This window comes from Glaciecola sp. G7-5, assembly GCF_055808975.1.
Map to the genome: position 1 here is coordinate 1,911,775 of NZ_CM147892.1, position 25,577 is coordinate 1,937,351.

General features: G+C 41.1%; 17 protein-coding genes and 2 pseudogenes. 9 read left to right on the top strand and 10 right to left on the bottom strand.

The features are described 5' to 3' along the window. Positions 1–1,014 (bottom strand): N-acetyl-gamma-glutamyl-phosphate reductase, encoded by a 1,014-nt coding sequence (gene argC, locus AC0L6H_RS08235; protein ID WP_473393703.1) that lies wholly within the window; start codon positions 1,012–1,014, stop codon positions 1–3. A 309-nt stretch (positions 1,015–1,323) separates the two neighbouring features. Continuing rightward, complete coding sequence (locus AC0L6H_RS08240; RefSeq protein WP_473393704.1) at positions 1,324–1,866, bottom strand: YaeQ family protein; 543 nt, start codon at positions 1,864–1,866, stop codon at positions 1,324–1,326. A 212-nt stretch (positions 1,867–2,078) separates the two neighbouring features. On the opposite strand from AC0L6H_RS08240, the pseudogene AC0L6H_RS08245 reads away from it, so the two are divergent. From AC0L6H_RS08245 to AC0L6H_RS08255, 3 genes and pseudogenes are all read left to right on the top strand, one after another. Next, a pseudogene (locus AC0L6H_RS08245) lies at positions 2,079–3,445 on the top strand (MFS transporter). 187 nt (positions 3,446–3,632) lie between these two features. Further along, entirely contained in the window at positions 3,633–5,129 is a 1,497-nt protein-coding gene (locus tag AC0L6H_RS08250; protein WP_473393705.1) for a methyl-accepting chemotaxis protein, read from the top strand. A gap of 21 nt (positions 5,130–5,150) precedes the next feature. Then, on the top strand, positions 5,151–5,711 hold the full coding sequence (locus AC0L6H_RS08255) for a DUF6436 domain-containing protein (protein WP_473393707.1): 561 nt from the start codon (positions 5,151–5,153) through the stop codon (positions 5,709–5,711). Positions 5,712–5,791: 80 nt separating this feature from the next. On the opposite strand, the gene AC0L6H_RS08260 is transcribed toward AC0L6H_RS08255, so the two are convergent. After that, on the bottom strand, positions 5,792–6,619 hold the full coding sequence (locus tag AC0L6H_RS08260) for a Spy/CpxP family protein refolding chaperone (protein WP_473393708.1): 828 nt from the start codon (positions 6,617–6,619) through the stop codon (positions 5,792–5,794). A gap of 223 nt (positions 6,620–6,842) precedes the next feature. Between AC0L6H_RS08260 and AC0L6H_RS08265 the strand changes: the two are divergent. The 4 genes and pseudogenes from AC0L6H_RS08265 to AC0L6H_RS08280 all read left to right on the top strand — a co-directional run bounded on the left by AC0L6H_RS08265 (position 6,843) and on the right by AC0L6H_RS08280 (position 10,924). Beyond that, a pseudogene (locus AC0L6H_RS08265) lies at positions 6,843–7,534 on the top strand (response regulator transcription factor). A gap of 101 nt (positions 7,535–7,635) precedes the next feature. Beyond that, positions 7,636–8,967: an ATP-binding protein gene (locus AC0L6H_RS08270; RefSeq protein ID WP_473393709.1), complete on the top strand. Its 1,332-nt coding sequence runs from the start codon at positions 7,636–7,638 to the stop codon at positions 8,965–8,967. A gap of 115 nt (positions 8,968–9,082) precedes the next feature. Then, positions 9,083–9,862 carry a class II glutamine amidotransferase gene (locus AC0L6H_RS08275; protein WP_473393711.1) on the top strand — a complete coding sequence of 260 codons (780 nt, stop codon included), beginning with the start codon at positions 9,083–9,085 and terminating at the stop codon, positions 9,860–9,862. Positions 9,863–9,997: 135 nt separating this feature from the next. Next, entirely contained in the window at positions 9,998–10,924 is a 927-nt protein-coding gene (locus tag AC0L6H_RS08280; RefSeq protein WP_473393712.1) for an alpha/beta fold hydrolase, read from the top strand. A gap of 99 nt (positions 10,925–11,023) precedes the next feature. On the opposite strand, the gene AC0L6H_RS08285 is transcribed toward AC0L6H_RS08280, so the two are convergent. Beyond that, complete coding sequence (locus AC0L6H_RS08285) at positions 11,024–14,041, bottom strand: TonB-dependent receptor (RefSeq protein ID WP_473393713.1); 3,018 nt, start codon at positions 14,039–14,041, stop codon at positions 11,024–11,026. A 381-nt stretch (positions 14,042–14,422) separates the two neighbouring features. Between AC0L6H_RS08285 and AC0L6H_RS08290 the strand changes: the two genes are divergently transcribed. Then, entirely contained in the window at positions 14,423–16,654 is a 2,232-nt protein-coding gene (locus tag AC0L6H_RS08290; RefSeq protein ID WP_473393715.1) for an Ig-like domain-containing protein, read from the top strand. A 55-nt stretch (positions 16,655–16,709) separates the two neighbouring features. On the opposite strand, the gene AC0L6H_RS08295 is transcribed toward AC0L6H_RS08290, so the two are convergent. After that, positions 16,710–18,605, bottom strand: coding sequence for a diguanylate cyclase (locus AC0L6H_RS08295; RefSeq protein ID WP_473393716.1), 1,896 nt, complete (start codon positions 18,603–18,605; stop codon positions 16,710–16,712). 295 nt (positions 18,606–18,900) lie between these two features. Next, the gene (locus AC0L6H_RS08300) at positions 18,901–20,055 is read right to left on the bottom strand and encodes a PQQ-dependent sugar dehydrogenase (protein ID WP_473393718.1); all 1,155 of its coding nucleotides are present in this window, start codon (positions 20,053–20,055) and stop codon (positions 18,901–18,903) included. Between the two features lie 220 nt (positions 20,056–20,275). On the opposite strand from AC0L6H_RS08300, the gene AC0L6H_RS08305 reads away from it, so the two are divergent. Continuing rightward, positions 20,276–20,644, top strand: coding sequence for a VOC family protein (locus tag AC0L6H_RS08305; RefSeq protein WP_473393720.1), 369 nt, complete (start codon positions 20,276–20,278; stop codon positions 20,642–20,644). Between the two features lie 140 nt (positions 20,645–20,784). Here the strand turns inward: AC0L6H_RS08305 and AC0L6H_RS08310 are convergent, their stop codons facing one another. The 4 genes from AC0L6H_RS08310 to AC0L6H_RS08325 form a co-directional block, all read right to left on the bottom strand. Further along, positions 20,785–21,876 carry an MJ1255/VC2487 family glycosyltransferase gene (locus AC0L6H_RS08310; protein WP_473393721.1) on the bottom strand — a complete coding sequence of 364 codons (1,092 nt, stop codon included), beginning with the start codon at positions 21,874–21,876 and terminating at the stop codon, positions 20,785–20,787. Then, the gene (locus tag AC0L6H_RS08315) at positions 21,873–22,403 is read right to left on the bottom strand and encodes a phosphatase PAP2 family protein (RefSeq protein ID WP_473393722.1); all 531 of its coding nucleotides are present in this window, start codon (positions 22,401–22,403) and stop codon (positions 21,873–21,875) included. Before AC0L6H_RS08315 ends, AC0L6H_RS08310 begins: the two co-directional genes overlap by 4 nt. Before the next feature lie 154 nt (positions 22,404–22,557). After that, positions 22,558–24,696: a molybdopterin oxidoreductase family protein gene (locus tag AC0L6H_RS08320; protein WP_473393723.1), complete on the bottom strand. Its 2,139-nt coding sequence runs from the start codon at positions 24,694–24,696 to the stop codon at positions 22,558–22,560. Beyond that, entirely contained in the window at positions 24,693–25,382 is a 690-nt protein-coding gene (locus AC0L6H_RS08325) for a crotonase/enoyl-CoA hydratase family protein (protein WP_473393724.1), read from the bottom strand. Before AC0L6H_RS08325 ends, AC0L6H_RS08320 begins: the two co-directional genes overlap by 4 nt. Positions 25,383–25,577: the final 195 nt, after the last annotated feature.

Here is a 25,577-nt window from a genome sequence, read left to right on the forward strand (position 1 = left end):
TTATAGAAGCCCCATTGTTTGTGTTAAACCCAAACGAATATTACAACATTGCACTGCTTGCGAGGAAGCCCCTTTTAGCAAGTTGTCAATGGCGCTTGTGACAACAACACATTGTTTCGTTGGGTCAAACGCAAAACCTAAGTCACAAAAAGGTGTGTGAGTCACTTGGTCTAGTTTAGGCATGCTTTGCTTAACTCTGACTAAAGGCTGGTGGTCATAATATTGGGCATAAGCTTGTTGAATATCTTCTAAACTTACGTTTTTATTGGTAAAAGCGGTAACCGTAGACAAAATGCCACGCTTAAAGGCGCCAAGGTGGGGCGTAAAAATGACCGGCGTATTTGCATATGTCTCAATTTCAGGTGTGTGCCGGTGTCCCAAAACACCATAGGCTTGCAAGCTTACTTCATAGAAACTGGTGGTAGCCGAGGCTTTTTTGCCGGCGCCGCTTACACCGCTGGTTGCATTAATAACGGGCATTTTATTGCTGTCTAGCAAGTTGTTTTCTAAAAGCGGTTTTAAGGCTAATAAGGACGCGGTTGGATAACAGCCAGCAACAGCTACATATGGCGCGCTTTTAATTGGATCGCTATACCATTCAGCAAGACCATAAACGCCTTTTTCAACAATGTCACCATGTTGATGAGCAAAGCCATAGAAGGATTCGAAGATATTCGTGTCGGGTAAACGATAAGCGCCAGATAAGTCAAATACAGCCGCTTTTTTATTGATCATACTCGGCAGATGATCGTGACTAAACTCATGTGGCGTTGCTAAAAAGATAACGTCAAAATCATCGCCAAGCGTGCTGATGTGTTCATTTGTTAAGGCTTGTAAACTCAAGTCACAGATGCCGCTGACTTCGGCGTGAACCTCATTTACTTTCAAGCCGTCGTATTGACTGTTCTCAGACACAAAACAGTGCGTTAAGGAAAGTTGCGGGTGACGGCTAATAATCTTGATTAGCTCAGCCCCAGTGTAACCACTGGCGCCTACAATACAGGTTGTATACATAATGAATTAACTTTATCGATAAATTATTGAGTAAAAAAACGGTGGCTGGCATTTACGATTCGACTATTACAGCACGAAATCATGCCAAGCGCACCAAGCGCTATCTAATATTTACATCCAACGATATCGTCGGCCTCTAAAAGAACAGCGTATTGAGGGAGGAACTAAAATGAAACTACATAAAGTTGCAAACACACATAAACCTATTTAATCAAGCTGATGGCAACTAACCATATGTTTAACGTATGTGCGTATATTAACGAAAAAATATAAATATGCAATAATAATGTATATATATTCATTAATTTTTTATTGTAATTGTTGCCAGCTTGTTTCTATTTGGTTTTGTTCAGTGCTAATAAAGAGTGATTCATCGCTAATGGTGATTGACCAATCCATGGTGCGCTTTATTTCTTTGGCTAAATCCTGAATTTGCGCCCATTCAAAACTAAATACTTTTATTGGTAAATCAGCAAACTGTGCTTGATTTTGCTTCCACCACACCGCCGACTTGCTATTGAAGCTGTAAATGAAGGTTTCGTTAGATAGCCTGCATGCTTTTTTCATACGTTCGTAACTGGGTTCGCCAACATCAATCGAAAAATTAAGTTGGTCGTCAAGGCCTTTGTGCCAAATATCAGGCTCGTCTAAAGCACTAAGGCCTTTTGTAAAACGCATGAGTTGGTCACTATCGGCATGAGAATGCAGGCAAAACGCAAGCAAGCGTACTAGCATTCGCTCACTTGTCTCAGAAGGATGCTGACCAACGGTTAGGTTGAGTGTTGGGTAGTGTTGATGGTTAAGATCGGCAAGGGCGATACTAAACTTGTATATGGTAGGTTTTAGAGCCATAAAATATTACTTATGTACAAATGTGTACGCTAGCATAAGCTTTATATTGGGTAGATATCAAATGCTTATGAATACTCTTTTTGAATGTGCTTAATTTAAAGCTTAGTACTTGTTTTATTCTTGTCCATGGCCCATCATTGTCTTGTTAAAGGGCAGTCTCCCCTCACTATTTTCTGTTTTCACTAATCCTGTTATTTATTTTTGGAATCTACTTGTCTCGACTTTCGACTACCAATAGCGCACTTTTCGCGGTATGCGCAGGCTATCTTATTGCTCCAATGGGCATGGCGGCAGTAAACGTTGCCATTCCGGCAATGGCCGAAGACTTGCACGCTAATGCAACGAAAGTCGCATGGTTACCTACGCTTTATATTCTCGCAAATGTTGCACTCATGTTGCCCTTTGGAAAGCTAGCTGATAACTACGGTCGTAAGCGTATTTACACTATTGGGCTAGCCTTAAATGCGCTCAGCGCATTAATGTGTGCAATTGGCACAGATATTAATTGGATATTGTTTTGGCGTTTTGTACAAGGTGGTGCAGGCGCTATGATTTTTAGTACAGGCGTTGCCATTATTACGTCGGTTGCCCCAACCCATAAACGAGGTGCTGCGCTAGGTGTATTAGCGGCTTGTGTTTATATTGGTTTGACCTTAGCGCCTGCAGCGGGGGCTGGCTAACTGAGTTTTTAGATTGGCGAGCAGTGTTTTATTTCCAAATCCCGCTAATGCTAGCACTTATCATTTTTATAAAACTTGCTTTGCACGGAGAATGGAAAAATGAGAAACACTCACGCTTTGACTGGGCAGGCTCTACCATATTTGTTCTTTTTTCGTTCAGCCTCGTTTATGGATTTAGTAAATTGCCCTCTGTTTTCGGGTTTATATTAATGTTCGTTTCATTTGCCAGTTTAGTTGGATTTATTATTCATCAAAGCCGTGACAAGCAACCTCTCATTCGCGTGCAAATGTTTCGAGAGAGCCGATTATTCAGTTTGTCGTTATCGACCTCTTTTTTAATGTACGCAAGCAATTTTGCCATCATTTTTTTGCTTAGTTTATATCTACAATATATTAAAGGCTTTAGCCCAGCCTATGCTGGACAAATCTTACTTGTACAGGCCTTATGTATGGCCGTTGTTGCGCCTTTTGCCGGGACGTTGTCAGATCGTTTTGGGCCCCGCTTTATCGCAACCATTGGATGCGCGATTGTCGCACTCGGATTTTTGTTTATGAACCAGATAGATATGACATCAACTGCCTTATATATTGCCGTCTGTTTATCGTTACTTGGTTTGGGCTTTGGTTTGTTCTCAACGCCAAACAACAGTGCAATTATGGGCGCGGTGCAAGAGCAAGAAGTTGGCGTTGCCTCCGCATCAATGAATTTATCGCGAACTATTGGTAATTTGGTCGGTATGAGTATCGTTAATTTGATGATTCATTATTATCTTGGAGATGCCACCTTCAGTAGTGAAAATAACCTGGCATTGATGGAGACTATTTCACTCGCCCTTATGATGTCATTGGTTTTTGTCATAATCGCGACCTTTATATCAGCTCTGCGTGGCAAACAATAAAGTATAAGGGCTTATGTCAGTTACATTGTAAGCGATATGAGCTTAAGGTTGTATTAGACGCGTGTAAGCTCCTCTTTATTAGGTTTTTTTGCCGCCATTTTTTTCCTTAATTATTTACCGTCACAGCCGATACCCTTCTATAATGTTTTAACCAATAACGTAATAGAGCCTCACTATGCAACCCACTATGCAAAAAGACCCGCGCCATTTAGAAAATGTATCCACGCTCAGGGTGTTTGTGTGGGTGTTGTTGGCACAATTTGTGTTGAGCGTCATCATTGGCTTTGTGAGCGATACGTTAATAATGGGCGTCACTACAAGCTTAGTTATCATTAGCTTGCCATGCTATTTTATTTTCAGCAAGCCAGACCTAAGCGCTAGCAAACACATCGTTGCCATTGCTACGCAACTTATGGTCTCTTTGCATCTACAACAAACCATGGGCATGACCGAAATGCATTTTCAGGTTTTTGTGATGCTTGCATTTTTGTCATTTTTTCGTGATTGGAAAGTTATCGTCACAGGTACGCTTGTTGTTGCTGTTCATCATGTCGCTGGATTTGCATCGCAACACATGGGCGGTGCGCTTGTGGTTTTCGAAGCAGCTGAACCTGCATTCTTAATACTTGCCATACATGCCTCGTTTGCGGTTTTAGAGTGTGTCGTTTTAGCGTTAATGGCAAATAAGGCACAAAAAGAACATGCGGTGGCCTATCAAATGAATAGGGCGATTTCCAAAATCATGGCAAGGTCGGGTACTGTTGATCTTAGCGATGAGCATTTTCCTACCGAGCCAGCATTAAAAGAGTTCAGGCATTTGCTGATATCTGTTAAGTCTTTAGCGCAGCGTTCAAGCAATGTTGGTCAAGGTCTGCTAACTATTGCAGAAAAAGTTAAAGTATCTTGCGTTGCCCTAGACGGCACGGTTGAACAGCAAAACATGCAAGTGACCAGTATTTCTGAATCAATGAAAAATATTACCCAAAGTATTGGAGAAGTGGCCCAACTATCTCAAAATGCCAACACTATTGCCGATGGTGCAAAAACCAGCACACAAGATACCCGTGTATCGATAGATTCAAGTCAAACGAATATTGCTCGCCTTAAATCTACTCTGCAAACGACGGCGGGCGCGATTGGTGACTTAAGCGGCAAATGTGAAAATATTTCTCTGGTAATGCAGTCAATAAAATCTGTTGCTGAACAAACAAATTTACTCGCATTAAACGCGGCGATTGAATCAGCAAGAGCTGGCGAACATGGCCGCGGTTTCGCTGTGGTTGCTGATGAAGTCCGAAACCTTGCGATAAAGTCGAAAGAAAGCGCTGAGGAAATTGAGTTGATCACTTCTCAACTCACCGACAGTGCAAATAACTCTGTTGGCAATATGAACGAATGTGTTTCTATGGTTGAATTAGCGGTTGAATCATCTGAGTCTGCCACCGAAAACATGGGCCAAGTGTTTGTTAGTATTGAACAAGTAAACAATAATGTTACTCATGTTGCAAAATCTGCAACTGAACAAGCTGAGGCATCTAAATTAATCAGTAGTTCGACAGATCATTTATACAACTTGTTTAAGAATGAGCATGAGCAAGTTGAAGCATTGACGCATGATGTTTTTGAGCTAAATAAACTGGCAGATGAGCTGAGTGCTCAATTGCAATACTTTCGATTCAACTAAGATGCTCACTCCATTTTAGGTATGAATAAACACAAGCTAGTTGTTGGCGTAGTGATTATCACGTGGTTCATGATAGCGTCAATTGCGATATTTTGGTTGTCAACGGCAAGTAAATCTGACTTTGATCCAAACATGACTTTGTCGCAGGCGATAATGTCATTGTCATTCGAGCAAGACCTTGCTTCAGCCCTTTCGCAAACACAGCAAATCTCATTGTCTGCAAATTCACCGACTATTTTCCACCTCACGCAGGGTAGCTGTTATTGTGAGTTTTTGGCTAAAACCCACCAGTCTTCACTAAAGAACTGGTCAAGCGCTGAGGGTTTTGAAAATGTAGAACTTGATGTAAACGAATACCCACAAATAAAACGCTTTGTTCCTTCTACACCAGCAGTTGTAGTGCTTGATGCTGACAAAAACTTACTCTATTTAGGACCGTATAGTCGAGGCAGTGGCTGCTTTGCAAATAGCGGTGAGGTCGATATTTATTTGCAAGAATGGGTAGATACTAAAGACAACTTAGCGAACCCGCCAAAGGCGCTTATCGATACCGATGCGAGTGGTTGCTACTGTAATACTTAGGCCGCAAGTAGATGCATAAAAAAGCTCGCAGTATTACGTGCGAGCTTTAAATGTTTACTTGGAACCCATCTGGATTAGCTTTACGAAGCGCGCTTTCCTCGCTTTTTCATCTTTTCCATAATTTTGCCCAACTTTTCTTTTTGGACCGCGCTTAATACAGCTGCTTTTTCGTATCTCGCCTTGGTTTTTATCAAACCATGCTCAAGCATATTACTTTTAGCATTATCAAACATCGCTGACCACGAGGCTTCATCAAAGCTTTCAGCCATCGTAATTGCTTGCATTTGGTCGCGATAAGATGTGGAGTTTGCTTTCAAATTTTCCATCATCTCTTTACTTTGCGTATCAATGGCGTCCATTGCTGCGATTTGAGTATCGCTTAATTCAAGTATTTTGTTTAAGCGTTTCTTGCCTATTTCACCTTTACGGCCTGAGCCGCGTTTGTGCGCTTTGTCGCCTTTGCGGTCTGAATCGCGTTTATGCGCTTTGTCGCCTTTCTTACCGCGTTCTTTTTTCTCAGCTTTTTCACTTAAGCTAACTTTTTGCTCGTCCGTCAACAAGTTGTATGCCTGGTTGCGTGCTTTAGCGCGGTTAAGGGCGATTGTTTTACCTTGCTCAATTTGACTAAGAAGGATACTTCTCGCTGTTGCTTCATCCCAAGCCGGCATATCCATTAAGTCTTTCATTTGTGCTCTTATGGATGATTTCTCGCCTGTATATACGCTATTGTTCTCGCGAGTGGTCTTAAAAATACTGCGTATCTCTTGCTTCTGTTGCGTAGATAAATCTAGCTTACTGAACACCCTCATTGGGTCTTCTTCGTGGCGATCGCCTTTGGCCATCGCTAAGGGCACGCTAGCTAAAGTGAAACATGCTAAAGTAGCAAGGGTTAGGATTTGTTTTTTCATAATCATTCCTCAATATTCATCTCATGTAGTTAATATAATAGCTTCACTATGCTGACTTACATTGAATGAAGTTATTGCTTGAGATAATAATACCTATATTAGTGCAAAGTAGTGCCAAGCAATTGTAAAGCTTGTGTAAAGATAGTTCTTTTTCAATAAGATGTTTTTACACTAAGCAGCATAATTGCATTACACTTATTCAATGCAAGCATCTTACAAAAGGATGATGATGAACAAAATCCTCATAATTGACGATGACAAAGATCTTACTGAATTGTTATCTGCCTACTTGAGCCAACAAGGGTTTGAGATAAGCGTTGAAAATTCCCCCTTAGTGGTTTGGAAAAGCTTAAAAGCAATGTGTTTGATATTCTTTTACTCGATGTGATGATGCCGGATATCGACGGTTTTGAAACGCTCAAACGTTTACGTGGTTTTTCGGCAATCCCGGTAATTATGCTCACGGCAAAGGGCGATGATTACGATAAAATCCTAGGCCTAGAGCTTGGCGCAGACGACTATCTTCCAAAACCCTTTAACCAAAGAGAGCTGGTTGCTCGAATTAAAGCCTTAATTAGGCGCATGGACCCACAACAAGGTTTTAGTCAGCCGCAGCAGCTTAGCTTGCACAATATCTTTTTAAATGAAGCTAATCAAAGCGTGAAAGTTGGTAGTGCTGGGATAGAGATGACCTCTACTGAATTTATGCTGCTTGCACAGTTAATGAAAAATCCAGGCCAACTGCAGACCAAAGAGAAACTAAGTGAAAGCGTACTCGGACGTAAACTTAGCGCCTACGATCGAAGTTTAGATATGCATGTGAGTAACATACGAAAGAAGCTATCGCAGAAGGGTGTTAGCGATGTAATTAAAACCGTTCGTGGGAATGGTTACTTAATGCAATTAAAGACCTAGGAGCATAGTTTATTAACTTTGTACAAAGACTAAATCCCCGTAATTCGCTTTTTGGCAGAATCCTCGTTTGGTTTTGGACTGCAGTTACCCTAATGGTGGTGATGGCATTTTTTATTGCCCGTTATTTTGGACAGTCTTGGGATATAAACGCTGTTGATACCGAGCGAGAACAGCGTGTGTTGAACGTTCAGAAGTCGGTTCAAAAGCAATTGTCTAATGATATTAATATTGAACGAGCTATGCGCAGAGCAGGTGCACGCGGTTACTGGAGTTTGATGGCTATTAATAGCAAAACTGATGACATCATTTTAGCCTTTCCGCCGCCTTTACTCGAACAACGAAATCGTTTTTTGTCGCTAAAGGACTCTGAAATTCCCTTGCTTATTAAAACTCGCAATATGGAATTTGTTGGTCCTTTATTAGTTAGATCAAAAGGCCAAGAATATCAATTGTTTATAGGTAGATTGCTGCGCCGTGATCAAAGAGCGGACGTTGCTTTTGCCATTGCATTTGTGGTGTTTTTGATAACCGGTACGATTGCTTGTATCGCAATTTCATGGACCATCGCAAAGCCAATAAAAGAACTAAGTAAATTAAGTAAAGAATTTGCGCAGGGTTTATTAAACGAGCCCTCGGCAAACAAAAACAGTACGCTAAAAAAACGCAAAGATGAGCTTGGCCAATTACATAACGATATTTATGACATGGCGAGTAATTTAGCGAAAAGCTTAGCTCAGCAAAAGGCGCTAATGGCAAATATTTCTCATGAACTGCGTACACCCTTAACCAGGTTGCAGTTAGCGTTGGCAATGTTGCAGCCAGATGGCGATGAACAAACCCGTTATGCCACGCGTATCGAAAAAGATATAGGGGTGATGGATACCCTCATTGGGCAAGCCCTACAATTAGCGAAAATGAATGATGAGAACCATGCGCAGTGGTTGCAAATGGAAAGTGTAAGTTTGCATGCTTTACTCATTCCTATTTTAGACGACCTGTCATTTGAAGCAAAAGCCAGTGAAATTTCATTGCAGGTCAATAACACAACACAGCAAACGCTAATTGTTGATTTAATAAAGACTAGCTTCATTAGTGCCATTGAAAATGTTACTCGCAATGCAATTAAATATAGCAGCAAAGAAGTCGTTGTCAGCATTGAAATCCTTGAGCCGTCTACGACAAATGAAGCAAGCATGCTGAGTATTTGTATTGAAGATGACGGCAACGGTTTATCAGATGCTCAGCTTAAGCATATTTTTGAACCTTTCTACAGAGCACCATCTGGGACACATTATCAAGGCACGGGCTTAGGTTTAGCGATCGCGAAAGCGAGTGTGGAATTGCATAAAGGACACATAAGTGCGCAAGCGTCTGAATTAGGCGGTCTGCGGCTCACTCTATTGTTTCCTATACAACAAGAAAGTAGCGACTAAAGCCTTACATTTGGTGCTTGATTAGCAGGTTTTTATCGGCTATGTTGAGCACCATTTCGATTAATCTGTCTTTGGATAATGTAAGCTTTCAAAGCAACTGAGGTAAGCCAAGAGCATGTGTGAACTATTAGGAATGAGCGCAAATACACCAACTGATTTGTGCTTTAGTTTTACAGGCCTGACACAACGTGGCGGCAACACCGGACCTCATGCTGATGGTTGGGGCGTTGTTTTTTTTGAAGGCAAGGGCATTAGAACCTTTCATGACTCGGCGGCCAGTTGTGCATCAGAAGTGGCTAACTTGGTACAAAAACTCCCTATAAAAAGCCACACCGCGATATGCCATATAAGGCAAGCGAATGTTGGCGGTACTTGCTTGTCAAACACCCACCCATTTGTGCGTGAATTGTGGGGAAGCAACTGGGTTTTTGCTCACAATGGCCAAGTGAAAGATTTTAGCAGCACAAAAGGCATTTACGAAGCTATTGGAGACACCGATAGCGAGAACATATTTTGCGACCTGATGAATCAAATTCGACAAGGTTTGTCTCGCGATGCTGACCAAAACGAGTTTTACGCTCTACTTACCAAACTTGCACAAAGCTACGCCAGACAGGGCGTATTTAACTGTTTGCTTAGCAATGGAGATTGGTTGTTTAGCTTTTGTAGCACCAAACTGGCAAGCATTACTCGCCGGGCACCATTTGGCCCAGCCCAATTAACTGATGCCGACCTTACTGTCGATTTCGCGGGTGAAACCACCCCCAATGACATTGTTAGTATTATTGCAACAGAACCACTGACTAGCGACGAAAGGTGGCATACTTACGAACCTGGCGAGTGGCGCGTTTGGCGTCTTGGTGAAGTTGTGGCCAGTGGTAGAGTTGCGCTTTGATAGTAACTTTACATTACGGATGTATGCTATTTTTAGTGTATGACTTACTCGTTTAAATAGAAGTGAATACTGCTGTATATGCCTCATTACATAAGCCAAGAATCTGATGTAACTACTTATCCAAAAACAAAATTTATGGCTTTTTATAATGAAAAGTTCAGTACGGGTTACTGGAAACAGGCCGGTGGCGCGGATATTTTTTATGGTTTTGTTGTTAATCCAAACGCAAGTAAATGCATCGTTGTGTCCCAAGGGCGCTCAGAAAGCTTGGTAAAATACGCTGAATTTATTTACGAGCTATACCAAAATGGCTACACGGTTTTCAGCTTCGATCATCAAGGCCAAGGGCAGTCTAGCCGTTTATTGCCAAACCCTCATATTGGCTATGTACGCAATTTTAACGACTACGTCAGCGATATGCATACACTGCTTAGTAAAGTACTCGAGCCTGTCCTAGAAAAGCACCAACAACAAGGACTTGAAAAGATATTGCTTTGCCACTCAATGGGCGGTGCGATTGGGACCTTGTTTGTTCAGACCTATCCAAGGGTTTTTACTAAATTAATATTAAGCGCCCCCATGCTTGGCATCAAAACACCCATTGGTGAAACACTCACCTTGTTTATCGCAAAAATGGCTTTGTGGTTTCGCCGCTTAGCTAGGCTACCGGCAAGCTATTTTTTTGGGCAGGGAGATTACAGTCCTTATCCATTTGACAAAAATAGGATTACAAACAGTGAAATACGCTATAGAGTGTTCCGCGAGATGATGGTGGACTACCCACAAAATCAACTTGGTGGAATTAGCTTTGACTGGCTTGTTCAGGCTATTGTTAGTATGCGCAAAGCGCGACAGAATGCTGCACTTATTTTAATACCTACCTTGGTTTTGCAAGCTCAGCAAGAACAAATTGTCGATAACACAAAGATTAACGATTTTGTCAAAGACCTCCCCAATGCTAAATTGCTTCGTGTTGCTAAAGCGCAACACGAACTCCTATTTGAACAAGATAGTGCCAGGACTTTGGTGTTAGAAGAAATATTCGATTTTATTGAAAAATAGGGCAGCAGAGCAAAAGGGGAGCAAAAAGGGGGTCAGTGTTACTTTTTAATTCAAAAAGTAACACTGACCCCCTTTTTGCTCCCCTTTGCATTGCGTTCTTTATAGTTTAACTGATACGCCTAATGTTACGCGGCGGTCTGACAAACTTTGCTCACACAATAATGTATCCTCATTAAAGCACCATCTTGTGCGGTCTTCACGTGTTAGATTAACGCCTTCTAAGCCAATTGATACTGTATCGTTAACATCGTAACCGACACTCATATTTAATTGACCGCGTGCACCCACTACAGGCGGTAAACTAAAGCGCATCCTGTTTAGAGTTTCTGTAAACGCATCTCTATAGGTGTAGCGAACACGCACATTTAAATCATGTTTGTCATAAAATACAGTAAAGTTGTATGAATTTTCTGACAAATCATCCAGAGTAATACGCTGAGTGACAACATCATCTGCAAGTGTCGCTGTGCTATTGTCGGTATCAGTTCTACCTAATATCTGATTAATCGCTGCTGTAGCGGTTCTAAAATCAGTCAGCCCTTTTCCAGATTCTTGATAAGTGTAGTTAGCGATAAAACCAAAACCTGACGCCCAACCGAGTTCATCTTCATAGGCGCTCAAATCAAACTGGCCGGCAATTTCTATACCGCTTTGCGTTTCGGTGCCATCTGCATTGATGGGGCGACTACTCACAACACAAATACCGTCAGTAGTTGAGGTAGAAAACACATTGAAATTTTCAAATGGAACGTTAGGGTTAAAGATACCGCCGCCAGGACAGTTTGGATCTTGTTCTCGTTCTATTTGGCCTGAAGCACCAATTGGCTCAGCGGGTTCAGACGTAATTGTCGTTATTAAGTCTTCACGCTCTTTATGAAACAGCCCGACACTTACGTAACTTGATGACGAAAAGTAGTATTCTGCCGATAGATCGTAAGACCATACGGTTTCTGGTTTTAGGTCTGGATTACCAATGGTAACCCGTGCAGATACACTTGTTGGAAAATTAGCCGACGTCGATAAAGAGTTAAAATTCGGTCTACGCAAATCTTTACCAATACCGGCTCTCACAATTAACTCGTCTGACAGTTCGGCAACCAAATTGATTCTTGGTAAAACAAAATCGTAATCGCTTGATGCGCTGGTTTGATTGACGACATCGTTAACAACCTCGTTACCCACTGCTTCTTGTTCGGTCGTGACATATCTAAGTCCAACATTACCTCTTACAAGAGCATCACCAATCTCCATATCGTAATTGCCTTGCACATAAAGTGCCGTGGTCGTTTCTTCAATATCAAAAAATGATGTGGTTTGTGATTCAGGTGCGGCTAAAGAAGAATTCACTTCTGCACCCTGTGCGAGGTTATTTGCTGCAATAGCTTGATTAATCAAATTAATTACAAAGTTGGGATCTTGAGTCGAGATGTCGTTATCTATAATCAAGTAATCAGACACGAACAGCTGTCTACTATCTACATCGCCAAAGTTTGGAGCACCAGGCACCACAATATCAGAAAACAAATCAGCTCTGGGTCGGTTCCAGTTTCTAAATTGGTTACTGACCGATTCTGATTGGTTCTTATTGCTTGTTTGGTTCCAGCGGATACCGGCGTCGATATCAGAGAAGAAAATCCCCATATCAGACACATCATAATTAAGGTCAACTCTAAATGCTGTTTCTGCGCCTTCACGCTGTCCCAAGCCTTGACCAAGATCGCGTAATGCATAGTTAGCAGGATTGAGAAGTTCTTGTGTACTTGGTGTTTCTGCTAAATTAGGAGCGATACCAAATTCGAAAGTGTTATTATTAATTGCGAATATCGCCGGAACACCATTATCTGCAGATGTCGTTGGGCTTGGCGCGGTGCTGTTTGGATTAATAAAATCTAAAGCTGAGTTTAACGAAGGGGTTTTTGTGTCTGAGCTTGAGTGTGACACTTCTGCTTTAAGGGTATAATTATCACTTACGTACTCAGTACCAAAAGCAAAAACTGAACTTTCGGTTAAGCGTGTACTGTTGTTGTTAGAGGTTCTTAGATTTGGATCGCTGCCACCTACACCTAAAATCCCGCTAGTAACTACTTGAACTTCACCTAAGTCTAGTTGGCCAAATTTTCCATCTACTGAACCTAAATCAATGGTCGTGAATCCAGTGTTTGTAGTATTGTCAACTACACCGTTACCACCAGTTCCCGAGAAAAATGCTCTCGAGTTGTTATTCTGTCGCTGTTGGTCATTGAGTGTAGCATCGAAATAAAACGATAAATTATCTGTCTTTTGTAACTCAATTGAAGCGGTTAAGTTTTTAGTTTCGTATGATGCTGCGTTTAGAGGTTGGTCTAAAAACTGAGTGCGCAAAAAGGGAAATGCTTCCGCGCTACCACGGCCAGAATCAGGGGCTACCACTCTATCGCGGTCAAAACGAGGGTCGGCAGAAGCAACTTCTTGTTCGGCATAACTGCCAGTAACAACAACACCTACTTTACCAAAATCTGTCTCCCAATTATCGCCAAATGTGCCCGATAAACGCGGTGAAGTCGCATCAGCTAAGTCACTATTCTCACCTTGTACTCTAAATTGAACCAAGCGCTCTGAGAGGCTATTGCCTCGTAAGGTACGCAAATTAATCGTGCCACCTACAGAACCCTCGACTGTTTTTGCGTCAGGCGCTTTTATAACTTCAAGAGATGAAATTAACGCAGCCGGCAAATCGTCGAAACTAATACCTGTTCTATCACTTCCAGAGGTGACTGTTGAGACACCATTTATTTCAACTCGGTTAGCCCCTGTTCCTCGAATCTGAACGCTTGTGCCTACGCCCGCTGTTCGGTCAATTTGCACGCCTGTAATGTTTTCTAGTACTTCGGCTAGATTGTTATCTGGTAACTTGCCTATATCTTCTGCTTGAATAACTTCTTTCAAGCTATTCGCGTTGCGTTTTTCATTGAGTGCACTTGCTAATGCACTTCTAATACCTTTAACTTCAATGACTTCAGTCGATTCTTCAGATGATTCAGCTGATTGTTGTGCTTCAATTCCAAACGAAACGCTGCCAAGAGCGATTGAAACCGCTGCCGCCAACTTTAACTTTTTTACATAAAAACTAGTCGACATAATATTTTCCTTTTTGTGGTGTGTTTATCTCAGTGTGCACACAAACTATAAACAGTATATTTACAAAATCAACCTTAATTGGTCGTTTTCTGTCATATTCGGTCTTTATGTAATTGGTTTTTTGTAGAGTAAGAAGCTATTTATTTAGCTTAACGACTAATACCATCTGATTTATAAATTTTTATAGCACTCTTTTTTAGGTGTTTTATTTTATAAGTGCATGTAATCTAATTGCTTTTAAAGAAATGTGAAAATAAAGTAATTGAAATGTGTGTTTTAGTTAAAGATTTGGGTGGATTATCTATTCGTCATTATAATATATTATCGGTCATATGTAATCACGGGCGCTTTTTAAGTTGCCTCATTTTAGCGCGGTGTCGTATGGGTATAAAAATTATTGGCTTTAGTTTTTTGATTTTTAGCGCTTGTTTGCAGGCAAACACTTATCCATTTGATGTGTCTGAACAGTTGTCTGCATCGGTCAACATAGATTCATCAGTGCAAGAAAAATTTAACAATGATCTGCTAGGCACTAATATATTTAAGTTTGAAACGAAAACTGAACAAGATCTTATTCATACGTTTAACCCACTCACTATTCGGTTTCCTCATGGGCTATGGGCTAATTGGTATGATTGGGAAGGCGATTATACCCGCCTATATGGAGATGAAACTGTATCGTTTACAAATACAAGCGGGGGAATTTCGAATCGTATTGTAGATCATTTGGCCAGTATTCGTATTTTTGAGAGCGCTAAAACAAGAATCGGAATACATGGACTAACTGATTTAAATACATTGAGAAAAACCCAGTTTGACGCAGGTTATGACATGGTATGGACCTTCAACATGAGTGCCGATGGCCCCGATTTTGATAATGGAAGTCCTGTTTCTGTGGCTAGGTATAAAGACCTTGTTGCTCGCGGGTTCGAAGTTATTGATATAGAAATGGGGAACGAAAATTTTTACCCCGGCCAACGTAGTTCAATTATTCCTAATACCGAAGATTACATCGCACGCGCAAAATCTATGTCTAAAGCTTTGAAGGCAATGAACCCCAATATCAATTTATCAATTCCGCTTTTAAGGCGTGAAAACACAGCCAATCCAAACTGGAATAGCGACCTCACACAAGATAAGGATTATTTTGATGCCGTCACTGTACATACCTACGTTGGAGCTAACCCAGATGATGAAAGTACTAACGATGAGGCTTATAAAACGGCACTAGAAGCCAGATTGCATTTGGCCAATTCAGTTAATAATTACGCTAAGCTAGTTGCGCCTAACAAACCAATTTGGTTAAGCGAGTGGGGAGTGAAATCCGGTGGACCGAATGCGGCTTCTGTTTTAGGAATGGCAGACGCTTACATTTTTATGAGTGAAAACCAAGACACTTACCACAGAGCAAACTGGTTTAGTGTGAACGGTAAGCTGAATTCGTTTTTAGTGTGGGAAGAATACGTGTCTCCCTCTGGCATTATAAGACCGCGCATTAAATATCCCCTCGAGAAAACCAGTTTTGGTGCTTCTTATGAACTTATTCGTTCGATTTTCGAAGATAGTGTGATGTTAAAAAGTGAAACCACAACTGAAGAGTTACGCCAAGGTGTTAACGCTATAAGCGTTCGTAGTGTAGTAAAAGACGAGCAAGTGGTTTTATTGGTTTTAAACATGACAGATAAATCAGCGCCATTGGAAATTAAGCTAGATAACCAAAAATATAACGGCAATGTAAGTCATTATACTATGGCGTTTAACGCATTAAACGAAGAGCGTACAGTACCCATCGAACAAGATCCTTTGTTATTGATTCAAGAAGGTGTGCAAGAAGTCACTCTACCTAAATTATCGTTAAACAAAATTATTTTAACCGATACTGATATTACGCCTGATGTTTTTGACGTTTCTATGCACACTCAGTCTCAAAAATATGCTTTTGAGTACGGAGAAACAATAAATCTGCGGGCCTCCACGTCCTCTAATATTAGTGAAGTAACATCCCTAAGCTTTAAAGTTGGTGATAAAGACTTAGTTAGCTTCACTGCAATGCCTTTTGAATATAGTTGGATACCTAGCCAGCTTGGGCTCCAAAAAGTAGATGTAATTGCCACTCTTGCGAATGGAAAGAGCGCTTTAAACTCGACAATGGTCAACGTGACAGGCGATGAAGTATTTAACGTAACAATGGAGCAACCAAGCTCTACTATAGTAGAAGTAGGAGAGTCACTTACATTGAATGGCAACGCATCAACAAACTACGGTGAAATCACGTGGGTTGATTTTAGAATAGATGGCGTATCTGTTTTCAAGGATACTGAAGCACCTTTCTATTTTGAATGGACACCAGAAACCGTTGGTCAATTCAAATTTGATATACTTGCGAGCATGGCTAATGGCATTACTAAAGCATCATCGAGTGTTAATATCACAGTTAATGCGGCGCAAACAGACACAACAGCACCAGAAACGCCACCGATAAGCCCTCCACCACCAAGTGCATCTGGTGGTGGTAGCATGGGCTATTCGTTAATAGTCTTGGCCTTAATAAGTGTTTACCGAGTCAAACGCAAAAAGGGGGTCCGCAAAAAGGGGGTCAGTGTTACTTTTTAATCCAAAAAGTAACACTGACCCCTTTTTGGACCCCCTTTTGCTCGCCCCCTTTTTCTCAAAAATCGGCGTTTTGATCAACGACTTGAACTTGATTGCGCCCCGCGTCTTTGGCTTTATATAATGCTTCGTCAGCTGCTTTTCCTAACTCCTCAAAGGATGCGTAGCTTGAATTGTTGTTGGCTAGTCCGGCGCTAAAGGTAAGTTCGTTAAGTGCTAAGTTACTTTGTTTAAACTCTTGTGTAGTTTTTTCAAGAAGGCGGTTTGCGAAGTTAATGCCGTCTTGCTCATTACTGTTGGGCAGAATGATTAAAAATTCCTCTCCGCCGATTCGACCAGTAAAATCTGATTTACGCAATACACTAGTGAACACTTGCGTGAGAAACACCAGCACTTTATCACCCATGTTGTGACCGTATGTATCATTTATTTGCTTAAAATTATCTATATCGATCATCAACAAACACAAACTTTGCTGGTAGCGCTTGCTGGTGCAAAACAATTGTTCCCCAACTTCCAGAATACTTCTTCTATTGGGTAAGCCAGTTAGTGGGTCTTTACTCGCAAGGGTTTTATTATTGAGGTAAAGTTTAAAGATAACAACTAACATCAATAGGGCTAACACTGCAAATACGACAAGCCCTAGAATCGTCCAAGTTTGGCGCTCTTGCATGCGTTTTTCTTTTTCGAGTTGTTGTTGAAGTATGCTATTTCGCTCATCTAAATATGAATTGTTAAGCTGTTCTTTTTGCAAATTAAATGCACTGTTTAAACGCGCAGTTTCTGCTGTAATATCTAAGCGAGCCTTAGCTAATAAGGCTCGCTCAGACATCGACATATAGTTAAAGGCCTGCTGATAGTCGCCTTTTTCATTTAACAATAACGCGTAATTATTATAAGCATCCCATTGCCCAGCTAAGTCTTCTGTTTTGGCTACTAAATTAGCTGCTTTATAAGCATATTCTAGGGCTTCGTCTAATAAATCATTGTCAAATAAAGTAGCACTGTAATGTACATATGCATTTGCAATATCTGTTTCATTGCCTATCTTTTCGCGAATTTCTACTGATTTAGATATCCATTCCAAAGCAGCTGTAAAATTTTGGTCTTTCCCGTAAAAGTAAGATTTTAATAAGTAGCCATATGCAAGTGTGCTTAAATCCTCTAATTGGCGTAGGGTATTAATCGACTGATCAAGTAGCTTAAATGCTAGTGGCCGCTCACCAACAATATTGATCATTTGCGCTTCTGCCATCAAAGCTATTGCCCTAAAATGTATAGCTTCATCAGGCAAACTATTGTGCGCTTTTTGGTAATATTCGAGAGCTTGTTCGTAGTTTTTAAGTTCATAACTGACTATGCCCAAATGGTAAAGACTAAGCCCGTAAATCAATGACCAACTGTTAGATTCTGCTTCAATATTTAGCTTGGCAAGCAAGTCGGTAGCGTCGTCGTACTGCTGTAAAAATGCTAGGTTTAGCGCTGAATACAAATCCAATGTGGCTTTAATTTGTTGGCTTTGGTGTGATTGAGCAAGTTTTTCAGGAAATTGTGCAAAAATATCGTATGCCTGCTGGTAATATTCGTCTGCATTTACATGATGGCTACGATAATAAGCGTCGTAACCCTTAAATATATACCATTTGACCGCATTGAGGTCTTTTTGTTGGTGAACTTTTTTATCTGATAAGCTTTCAAGTAAGGGGGCTAAGAGATCTGTTCTATCGTAACTTAAATATAAAGATGCTAATGAAAGCTCTTGTTTTATTACAAATAAGGGCTCGTTTGAACTTGATATGTCTGTTTGTAAGCTAGCCTGAATTTGAGAGAAACTTTGCTGTTTTAGTGCATGTGAGAAAAACGACTCAGATTGCGCTTGGGCGTAAAGGGAAAACCCACCAACTAAGGCAACAATTAAGACTAACTTTGCCAAAAAATAGATGCAAATTCGCATTGAGCTCACCACCTTAAAGACAAAAATAGTTTGATGTTTAATTCAATCAAATTACATAGTTCCAAATATCATATTCAGGTTATTATTTATTAAAATATGGAGTGTCTAAAGATAGTACGCAAAGTTATCGACCTTGCCTAATAAAAAATTGATATTTTCATGCGGGTATAAATTATTGATTGATAACATTAACTTCAGGAGAGCTTTGCTTTACTGCGGATTTAGAGAAAGTTTTGAGGTCACACTACTTTGCAGGCAAAGTAGTGTGAAACGAAAATATTAATAGGAGATTTCTTTATTCGCTTAGCAACTTAAGTAAACGACCGCTGCTTCCATCTTCAAGCACAAATATATCACCAGCACTATTTTGTTCGACTTCTCTTACCCGGCTACCCCATTCGTAGCGCGCTGCTTCTTCTACTATTAAGTTTGGGCGTTTGTTTTGTTCGCTAAAGGCGACTCGAATCAGCGCCGTAGAAGACAAACCGCCTATAAAACCGTTGCCAGTCCATTCGGGAAATTTATCCCCTTTATAGATGATGAAGCCTGCTGGACTAATTGCCGGCACCCAATCTTTAAGAGGCGCTTTAAACACCGGATTTGATTCGTGGCTGGGGATTTTTACACCCGAATAATGCTCGCCTTGTGAAACCACAGGATAGCCATAGTTTCTGCCGACTTCGATTAGGTTGAGTTCATCGCCGTGGCGTGGACCCATCTCATGAACCCACAAACGTCCTTTTTGGTCGAAATCAATGCCCAGAGGATTTCTGTGTCCTAAGGTCCAAATTTGGCTTGTTACATCACCGTTACCATAAAACGGATTGTCTTTGGGAATACTGCCGTCTTGGTTTATGCGAATTACCTTGCCTAAATTGCTAGCCATATTTTGAGCTGGGGTGAATTTTTGTCTTTCTCCAGATGTGATAAACAAATAACCTTCAGGAGAAACCGCTAGGCGATGTCCATAGTGGCCGTTGCCCGTCATTTTTGGCGATTGTAACCAAATAACTTCACGCTCAGATAACTCTGCACCTGAACTAGTTATCGTTAACTTCGCGCGTTCTACCGCTGCACCGCTGAGTGCGTCGTTTTTATCGTCACGGTCTACGTAAGATAAAAATACGATGCTGTTTTTGCTGAAATCAGGGTGAACGATGATGTCGCCTAATCCACCTTGACCGCGAGCTTCGGTTTTGGGCATATTATCAACGGCAAAGCGTTTTTTACCTTGTTTATCTAGTACCCATAAAGTGCCGGTTTTTTCAGAAACAAGACTGTGTCCATCAGGTAAAAAGGCCATAGCCCAAGGTGACGAAAAGCTTTCTAACACTTGAGCATTAATCGTCGTGTTGTCAGTGCCTTGCATGCTGACCTTCTCTTGTGCGAACCCTGCGCCTGCGAAACAAAGCGAAAGGCTTAACATTACTGTTTTTATTTGTTTTTTCATTGGTTACCTAATATTTTGCTTTTTCCCTAACTGTTTACGAAGTTTAAGCGAAAAAGGCTTATAAATTTGAGTAAGAAAACGCACCAACTGCACTGCTGAATATAAAAGAGTCTGGAATACTTTAACTAGTGCCATTTATATTGCGCTTTCGCTTGAGCAATCAGAAAAACTGCATAAACCACTACTTTTGGTTTACTATTAATCTAAAGAGGAGATTAAGATGGCCAGAATAACAGGATTAGGTGGTATTTTTTACCTTGTGAAAGACCCAGCCAGCACAAGAAAATGGTACAAAGATAAACTCGGTATTGATGGCGACTATGGTCCTCAGCTTGATTGGGCACTTGAAGAAGGAGATAAGCCTTATTCCTTGATTAGTCACTTTAAAGACAACAGCTACCTGCAACCCAGTACTGCAAATTTTATGATCAACTTACGAGTTGATGATCTCGATGGCTTTGTTGAATTACTCAAAAGCAAAGACGTTGAGATCTTGGACAGCGTAGATGAGGGTTATGGAAAGTTCGCTTGGATACTCGATCCCGATGGCGTAAAAATCGAGCTTTGGCAGCAAGTCGAAGCGCCTTAAATTATAAGGCGAATTACAGAAATGGCTTCGTACAGACACCTTTGGTATTGCGATTGATATGATGATTATGGCACTGGAAAAAGTATAGCCAACCATATGTATTCAGATTAGCAAAACGCAATTTGTTAGTTCTATTATGGTTACTCGCAAAATTTAGCGAGTTTAGGTTTAATATGATTTGGAAAAACCACTTGTTGCCACAGTGTTTTACAAATAGTGTTAGGGTTATCCCAATTACCATCGAGGATCCATCTGATAAAGGCATCACAATTAGTCGGATATTCTATTTTTACGCCTTGTTTTTTGTGCAACCAATGGTCAATGTCATCGGCTTGCAATGTATTTAACACTTCACATAAGCCTAGATTTTTAAGCGTGTAAGCGTTAGATAATTGCTCGTACTGTTTTTGCAAAGGCTTGACTAATATAGGCAAACCCAAACTTAAACATTCTGTTGATAATTCAAATCCGCAGTTGCTGATCACGCCTGAACAATTCAACAAATCTTGTTTAAAGCCTTGGGTTGATAATGGTTGCCAACGGATATTAGCATCTGATTGGACATCTTGAATATTAGGGTGATAACAAATAAATTCCCAATCACTTAAAATGTGTAGTTGTTCTCGAATGGTCTTAAGGTTTTCAAAGGGTAAATAAACCAAAATGCGATTCGAATGATCTATATCTTTAGCACACTCAACAGACTTATTTATTAACTCTTCAGAGACAAAAGGAGGGATGATGTGATGGCCGAAGTGATACCAATGCGTCCCTACATTGTATTGAGTTGGGGCAAAATATTTTGTAATTAATTTATCTAGCATGCCCTGGCTTTGCTTTGGTACATTATGAAGAAAGGCCGCCTGATGACTAATTGACAAGGATGGCACTCCAGCTCTTTTCGCTGCCCACGCCGACACAGGCTCAAAATCATTAATCAGCAAATCATATTTTTTTATATTTACGTTTTTAATGTCATGAAAAAAATTAGATGAGATATTTTTAGCGATCGTACGAAGGTGGTTAATTCGGCCATTTTTTGTAACAAAGGTAAGTCCACGCTTGGATTGGTAGCCAGGAAATACGTCCATATCGAAAAATTTTTCAGGCTCTCGACCACTGAAAATATAATCTACTTCAATTTGAGGCTGTTGTGAAAAAGCTTTCGCCATGTGTCGCGCTCTAGTAATGTGGCCGTTGCCTGTGCCTTGGACCCCATACAAAATCTTCACAAAGCACCTAGTGATGGAGTGAATATTATTGCGACTAGGGTTCCTAAACCGGCACCTGCGATCACATCTAAAGGGTAGTGAACTCTCAACACCAATCTGGACAGTCCAATTAGGCTTGCCCAGCCATAAGCAAGAATACCGACAGAAGGATAAAAATGTGCCAGTACTGTCGCCATTAGGAATGCTGCCGCTGTATGCCCAGATGGCAAGCTAAACTTATCACTAGGCACAATATGCGCTTCAAATTCAAATCGTAAATCGCAAGGTCTGGGTCGTTTGATGGTCTGCTTTAGTACTACATATATAGGCAATTCGAGTGCGTATGCCAATAGCGCAGTGTAAACAAAAGGCGTTCCGTGGAGGTCGTCGGTGCTGTACAAGATACCAGCGAGAATCGCATATACATAGCCATCGCCAGTTCTTGAAATCATTCTAAATATCTTAGAACCGCATTTATTTGCCTGGTTGTTTGGACGATTTGCAATCCAGTAAAAAACTTGTTCATCGATATTGGTTAAAAGTTTCATGTCAGGTTTTCATGGTTGTACTTTTATGCGTCGATGTTACTTAGTGTTTATGAACGAAAAATGACACTATTTCGAAGAGATTGTGACAGCATTGAGCGTGGCTTTTGATAAATACGTATAGATCGCGGCCACGCAATAGAACAGCAACTACATGTTAAGATGCTGCTTCAATCCAGACCGGTACGCCGTTAAGTACTGCGTTGCCCGATAGCTCATCAAGTAGCATTTCATCGGTGAGATCATTTACGCTCACGCCAGCGTGTTGCTCTGCTATGCTCCAGCGCATGCCTTTTTTGTTGTGTCCCCAGCCATGGGGAATTGAAATAACGCCGGGCATGATTTTGTCGGTTATCTCTGCTGGAATCATAATTTCTCCAACACGAGATCTTACCTTTATCATTTGCTTATCTGTGACGGCAAACTTGTTTGCGTCATTGGGGTGAATTTGAGCAGTACAACGTGATAAGCCATTGTTAGTGCCTTTTACCATCCTTTGGCTGTTGTGAAGCCATGAATTATTGGTTTTTAAATGACGACGGCCAATCAGTTGTAAGCTATTTTCATCTTCTTCGCCACTATCACAGAAGTGATCATCTAGTCTCGCTAAGTCAGTCATAAAATAGTCAAAACACATATCGATTTTCTTATCGGCGTGAAAAATAGCTTGAGGTAAATCGGGTTGCAATGGTCCTAAATCAATACCATGGGGCAGGGCTAATAAGGTCTTTATACTAATTGCTTCGCCTTCATGCTGATAACGGCCCATCTTTAGCATATCGTCTATAACGCCTTTAGGCTCCTTTTCCCATAGCAGTGAGTATTTGTCGGTATTAATGCCATTAAGCTTATCTAAACGCTCTGCAAGCCCAAGATATATCTGCCAATCAGTCTTACTGTTTGGCTCTGGTGTAAAAATGGCGGGTGAAAACTTAGCACTATTTCTAACCGCAAAATTATGAAAAATCACGTCGTAATGATCACGCTCTAGTGCAGTAACAGGGGGCAAAATAATATTCGCATGGCGGGTCGTTTCGGTGATGAAAAAGTCGACCGCGACAACAAAATCAAGGCTTTCAAACGCTGCATCTAACTGCTGACCATTGGGCGTAGTAAGTATTGGATTTCCAGCGCCTATGACCATGGCTTTAATTTGGCCCTCACCGGGGCTAGTTATTTCTTCTGCTAAGGCTGACACCGGAAACTCACCCGCAAAGGCGGGTAATTTGCGAATACGGGTGTGAAAGTTGCCAATAGTGCCCCGACCTGAATGAGGAAGTAAATCAGCTGCTGGCTGGGTAAACATCATGCCACCGCGCCTATCTAGGTTGCCGGTGAGCATATTAAAAACCATAATCAAATATTGCGTTAAGGTACCAAAAGCTTGCACGCTTGCGCCCATACGACCATAACAAACCGCAGACTCGGCGCTACAAAAGTCAGTGACTATTTGTTCAATCTCGCTGGCACTAATACCAATTTTAGTGGCAACTTTTTGTGGGCTATAAGGCGCGACATAGTGCTCAATACTCAATAAATCTGGTGCATGTTCTAACAAGTGCTGGGGCTTGACTTTGTTTTGTGCAAACAAGGTGTTTATCATTGCTAATAGCAAAAGTGCATCACTACCGGGTTTGATAAAATGGTGTTGGCAGCTGATATCGGCGGTTTCAGATTTTTTAGGATCAATGACCACAACCTTGCCATTGCGTTTTTGAATCGCTTTTAGGCGGCGCTTGATATGCGGAACCGACATAATACTGCCGTTAGACGCTAGGGGATTGCCGCCAATAATCATAAAATATTGGGTATGGTCAATGTCGGGAATAGGGATTTGCGACTGATGCCCAAAAAGCTGGCGACTAACAATATGGTGAGGTAGTTGGTCTACCGAAGTCGCAGAATAGCGATTGTGAGATTTTAAGGCACGGTAAAAGTAAGGGCCAAATAATATAGAGCCCATATTATGCGCATTTGGGTTACCTAAGTATGTTGCTACCGATTCGACGCCATGTTTTTGCTGAATGTCGAATAGGCTGTTAGCGACTTTATCTAAGGCATCATCCCATGAGATTTCTTGCCAGCCATCAGCGCTTCTTTCTAGCGGCGTTTTGATGCGATCAGGGTCGTCATATAAGTCTTTGAGTACAATGGCTTTAGGGCAAACATGACCTTCACTAAAGGGGTTTTGTTTATCACCCGCGATTGAGATTATTTCACGCTCATTTGTTGTCACTTCAATGCCACACATCGCTTCGCATAGGGTGCAGGTTGAATAGTGCGTTTGTTCGCTCACAAACTTCCCCCTAAGTCGTTTTCAATGGCGGTATCTAATGCCTTTAAAAGCCCAGCGCGCGCCTTCATTTTAGTGTTGAAGTGGGCTTTCATATCTAGTTTTGTCATTGCTTGAGCAATAAAATTCACAGTTGGAGCAAACTCAGCCTCGCTAACGACTTTATCTAAAAAGCCTGCGCTAACCGCGTCTTTAGGAGAAACCATTTCAGCCAATATTACGCTGCGATTAAAAAATACAGGGGCTAACCTTCCGCGCGCTATTTCTACACCTGCATCATGCATACTCATGCCGATTGCGACTTCGTTTAAACCTATTTTAAAATCACCATCTAAGCCGATTCTATAGTCAGCACTTAAGAGTAAAAAAGCGCCCTTCGCTACAGCATGCCCTGGGCACGCTGCCAACACCGGATAAGGAAATGACAATAGCCTGCGAGATAATCTGGAGCCTTTTTCTACAAGCTGCATGGCTGAGCTCATGCTTTCACGCATGACTTTTAAATCGTAACCGCCCGAAAACATGCCTGCTTGGCCGGTTAAAACCACCACGCACTTTGCCTCTTGTGCTTCATCGAGTGCTAAGTTGAGTTTATCAATTACTTCATGAGAGATAGCATTTACTTTGCCATTGTTGATGGTGATTGTGGCGATATTATTTTCGATTTTATTTATGACGACTTCGCTCAAAATACGCTCCTAATTGATTTACCTTGCGCTTCAATTAAGTGATTATGAAGCGTCGTGTTTAAAAATTTGTTAATACATAATAAGAATATAACACGCAATAAATATCCACTCACCATTTCTCATGATGATCTATAAGTAAACATTCAAGCCGCAAATTTCTACTCTCTACAAATGATTCTGTGCTTAAGGGACGAC

Excerpts from the sequence above, each read along its gene's own strand:
- AC0L6H_RS08315 (WP_473393722.1), bottom strand. The coding sequence starts at position 22,403 with ATGAAACTTTTAACCAATATCGATGAACAAGTTTTTTACTGGATTGCA.
- argC (WP_473393703.1), bottom strand. The coding sequence starts at position 1,014 with ATGTATACAACCTGTATTGTAGGCGCCAGTGGTTACACTGGGGCTGAG.
- AC0L6H_RS08240 (WP_473393704.1), bottom strand. The coding sequence starts at position 1,866 with ATGGCTCTAAAACCTACCATATACAAGTTTAGTATCGCCCTTGCCGAT.
- AC0L6H_RS08260 (WP_473393708.1), bottom strand. The coding sequence starts at position 6,619 with ATGAAAAAACAAATCCTAACCCTTGCTACTTTAGCATGTTTCACTTTA.
- AC0L6H_RS08300 (WP_473393718.1), bottom strand. The coding sequence starts at position 20,055 with ATGAAAAAACAAATAAAAACAGTAATGTTAAGCCTTTCGCTTTGTTTC.
- AC0L6H_RS08295 (WP_473393716.1), bottom strand. The coding sequence starts at position 18,605 with ATGCGAATTTGCATCTATTTTTTGGCAAAGTTAGTCTTAATTGTTGCC.
- AC0L6H_RS08305 (WP_473393720.1), top strand. The coding sequence starts at position 20,276 with ATGGCCAGAATAACAGGATTAGGTGGTATTTTTTACCTTGTGAAAGAC.
- AC0L6H_RS08280 (WP_473393712.1), top strand. The coding sequence starts at position 9,998 with ATGGCTTTTTATAATGAAAAGTTCAGTACGGGTTACTGGAAACAGGCC.
- AC0L6H_RS08275 (WP_473393711.1), top strand. The coding sequence starts at position 9,083 with ATGTGTGAACTATTAGGAATGAGCGCAAATACACCAACTGATTTGTGC.
- AC0L6H_RS08270 (WP_473393709.1), top strand. The coding sequence starts at position 7,636 with ATGGCATTTTTTATTGCCCGTTATTTTGGACAGTCTTGGGATATAAAC.
- AC0L6H_RS08255 (WP_473393707.1), top strand. The coding sequence starts at position 5,151 with ATGAATAAACACAAGCTAGTTGTTGGCGTAGTGATTATCACGTGGTTC.
- AC0L6H_RS08250 (WP_473393705.1), top strand. The coding sequence starts at position 3,633 with ATGCAAAAAGACCCGCGCCATTTAGAAAATGTATCCACGCTCAGGGTG.
- AC0L6H_RS08285 (WP_473393713.1), bottom strand. The coding sequence starts at position 14,041 with ATGTCGACTAGTTTTTATGTAAAAAAGTTAAAGTTGGCGGCAGCGGTT.
- AC0L6H_RS08290 (WP_473393715.1), top strand. The coding sequence starts at position 14,423 with ATGGGTATAAAAATTATTGGCTTTAGTTTTTTGATTTTTAGCGCTTGT.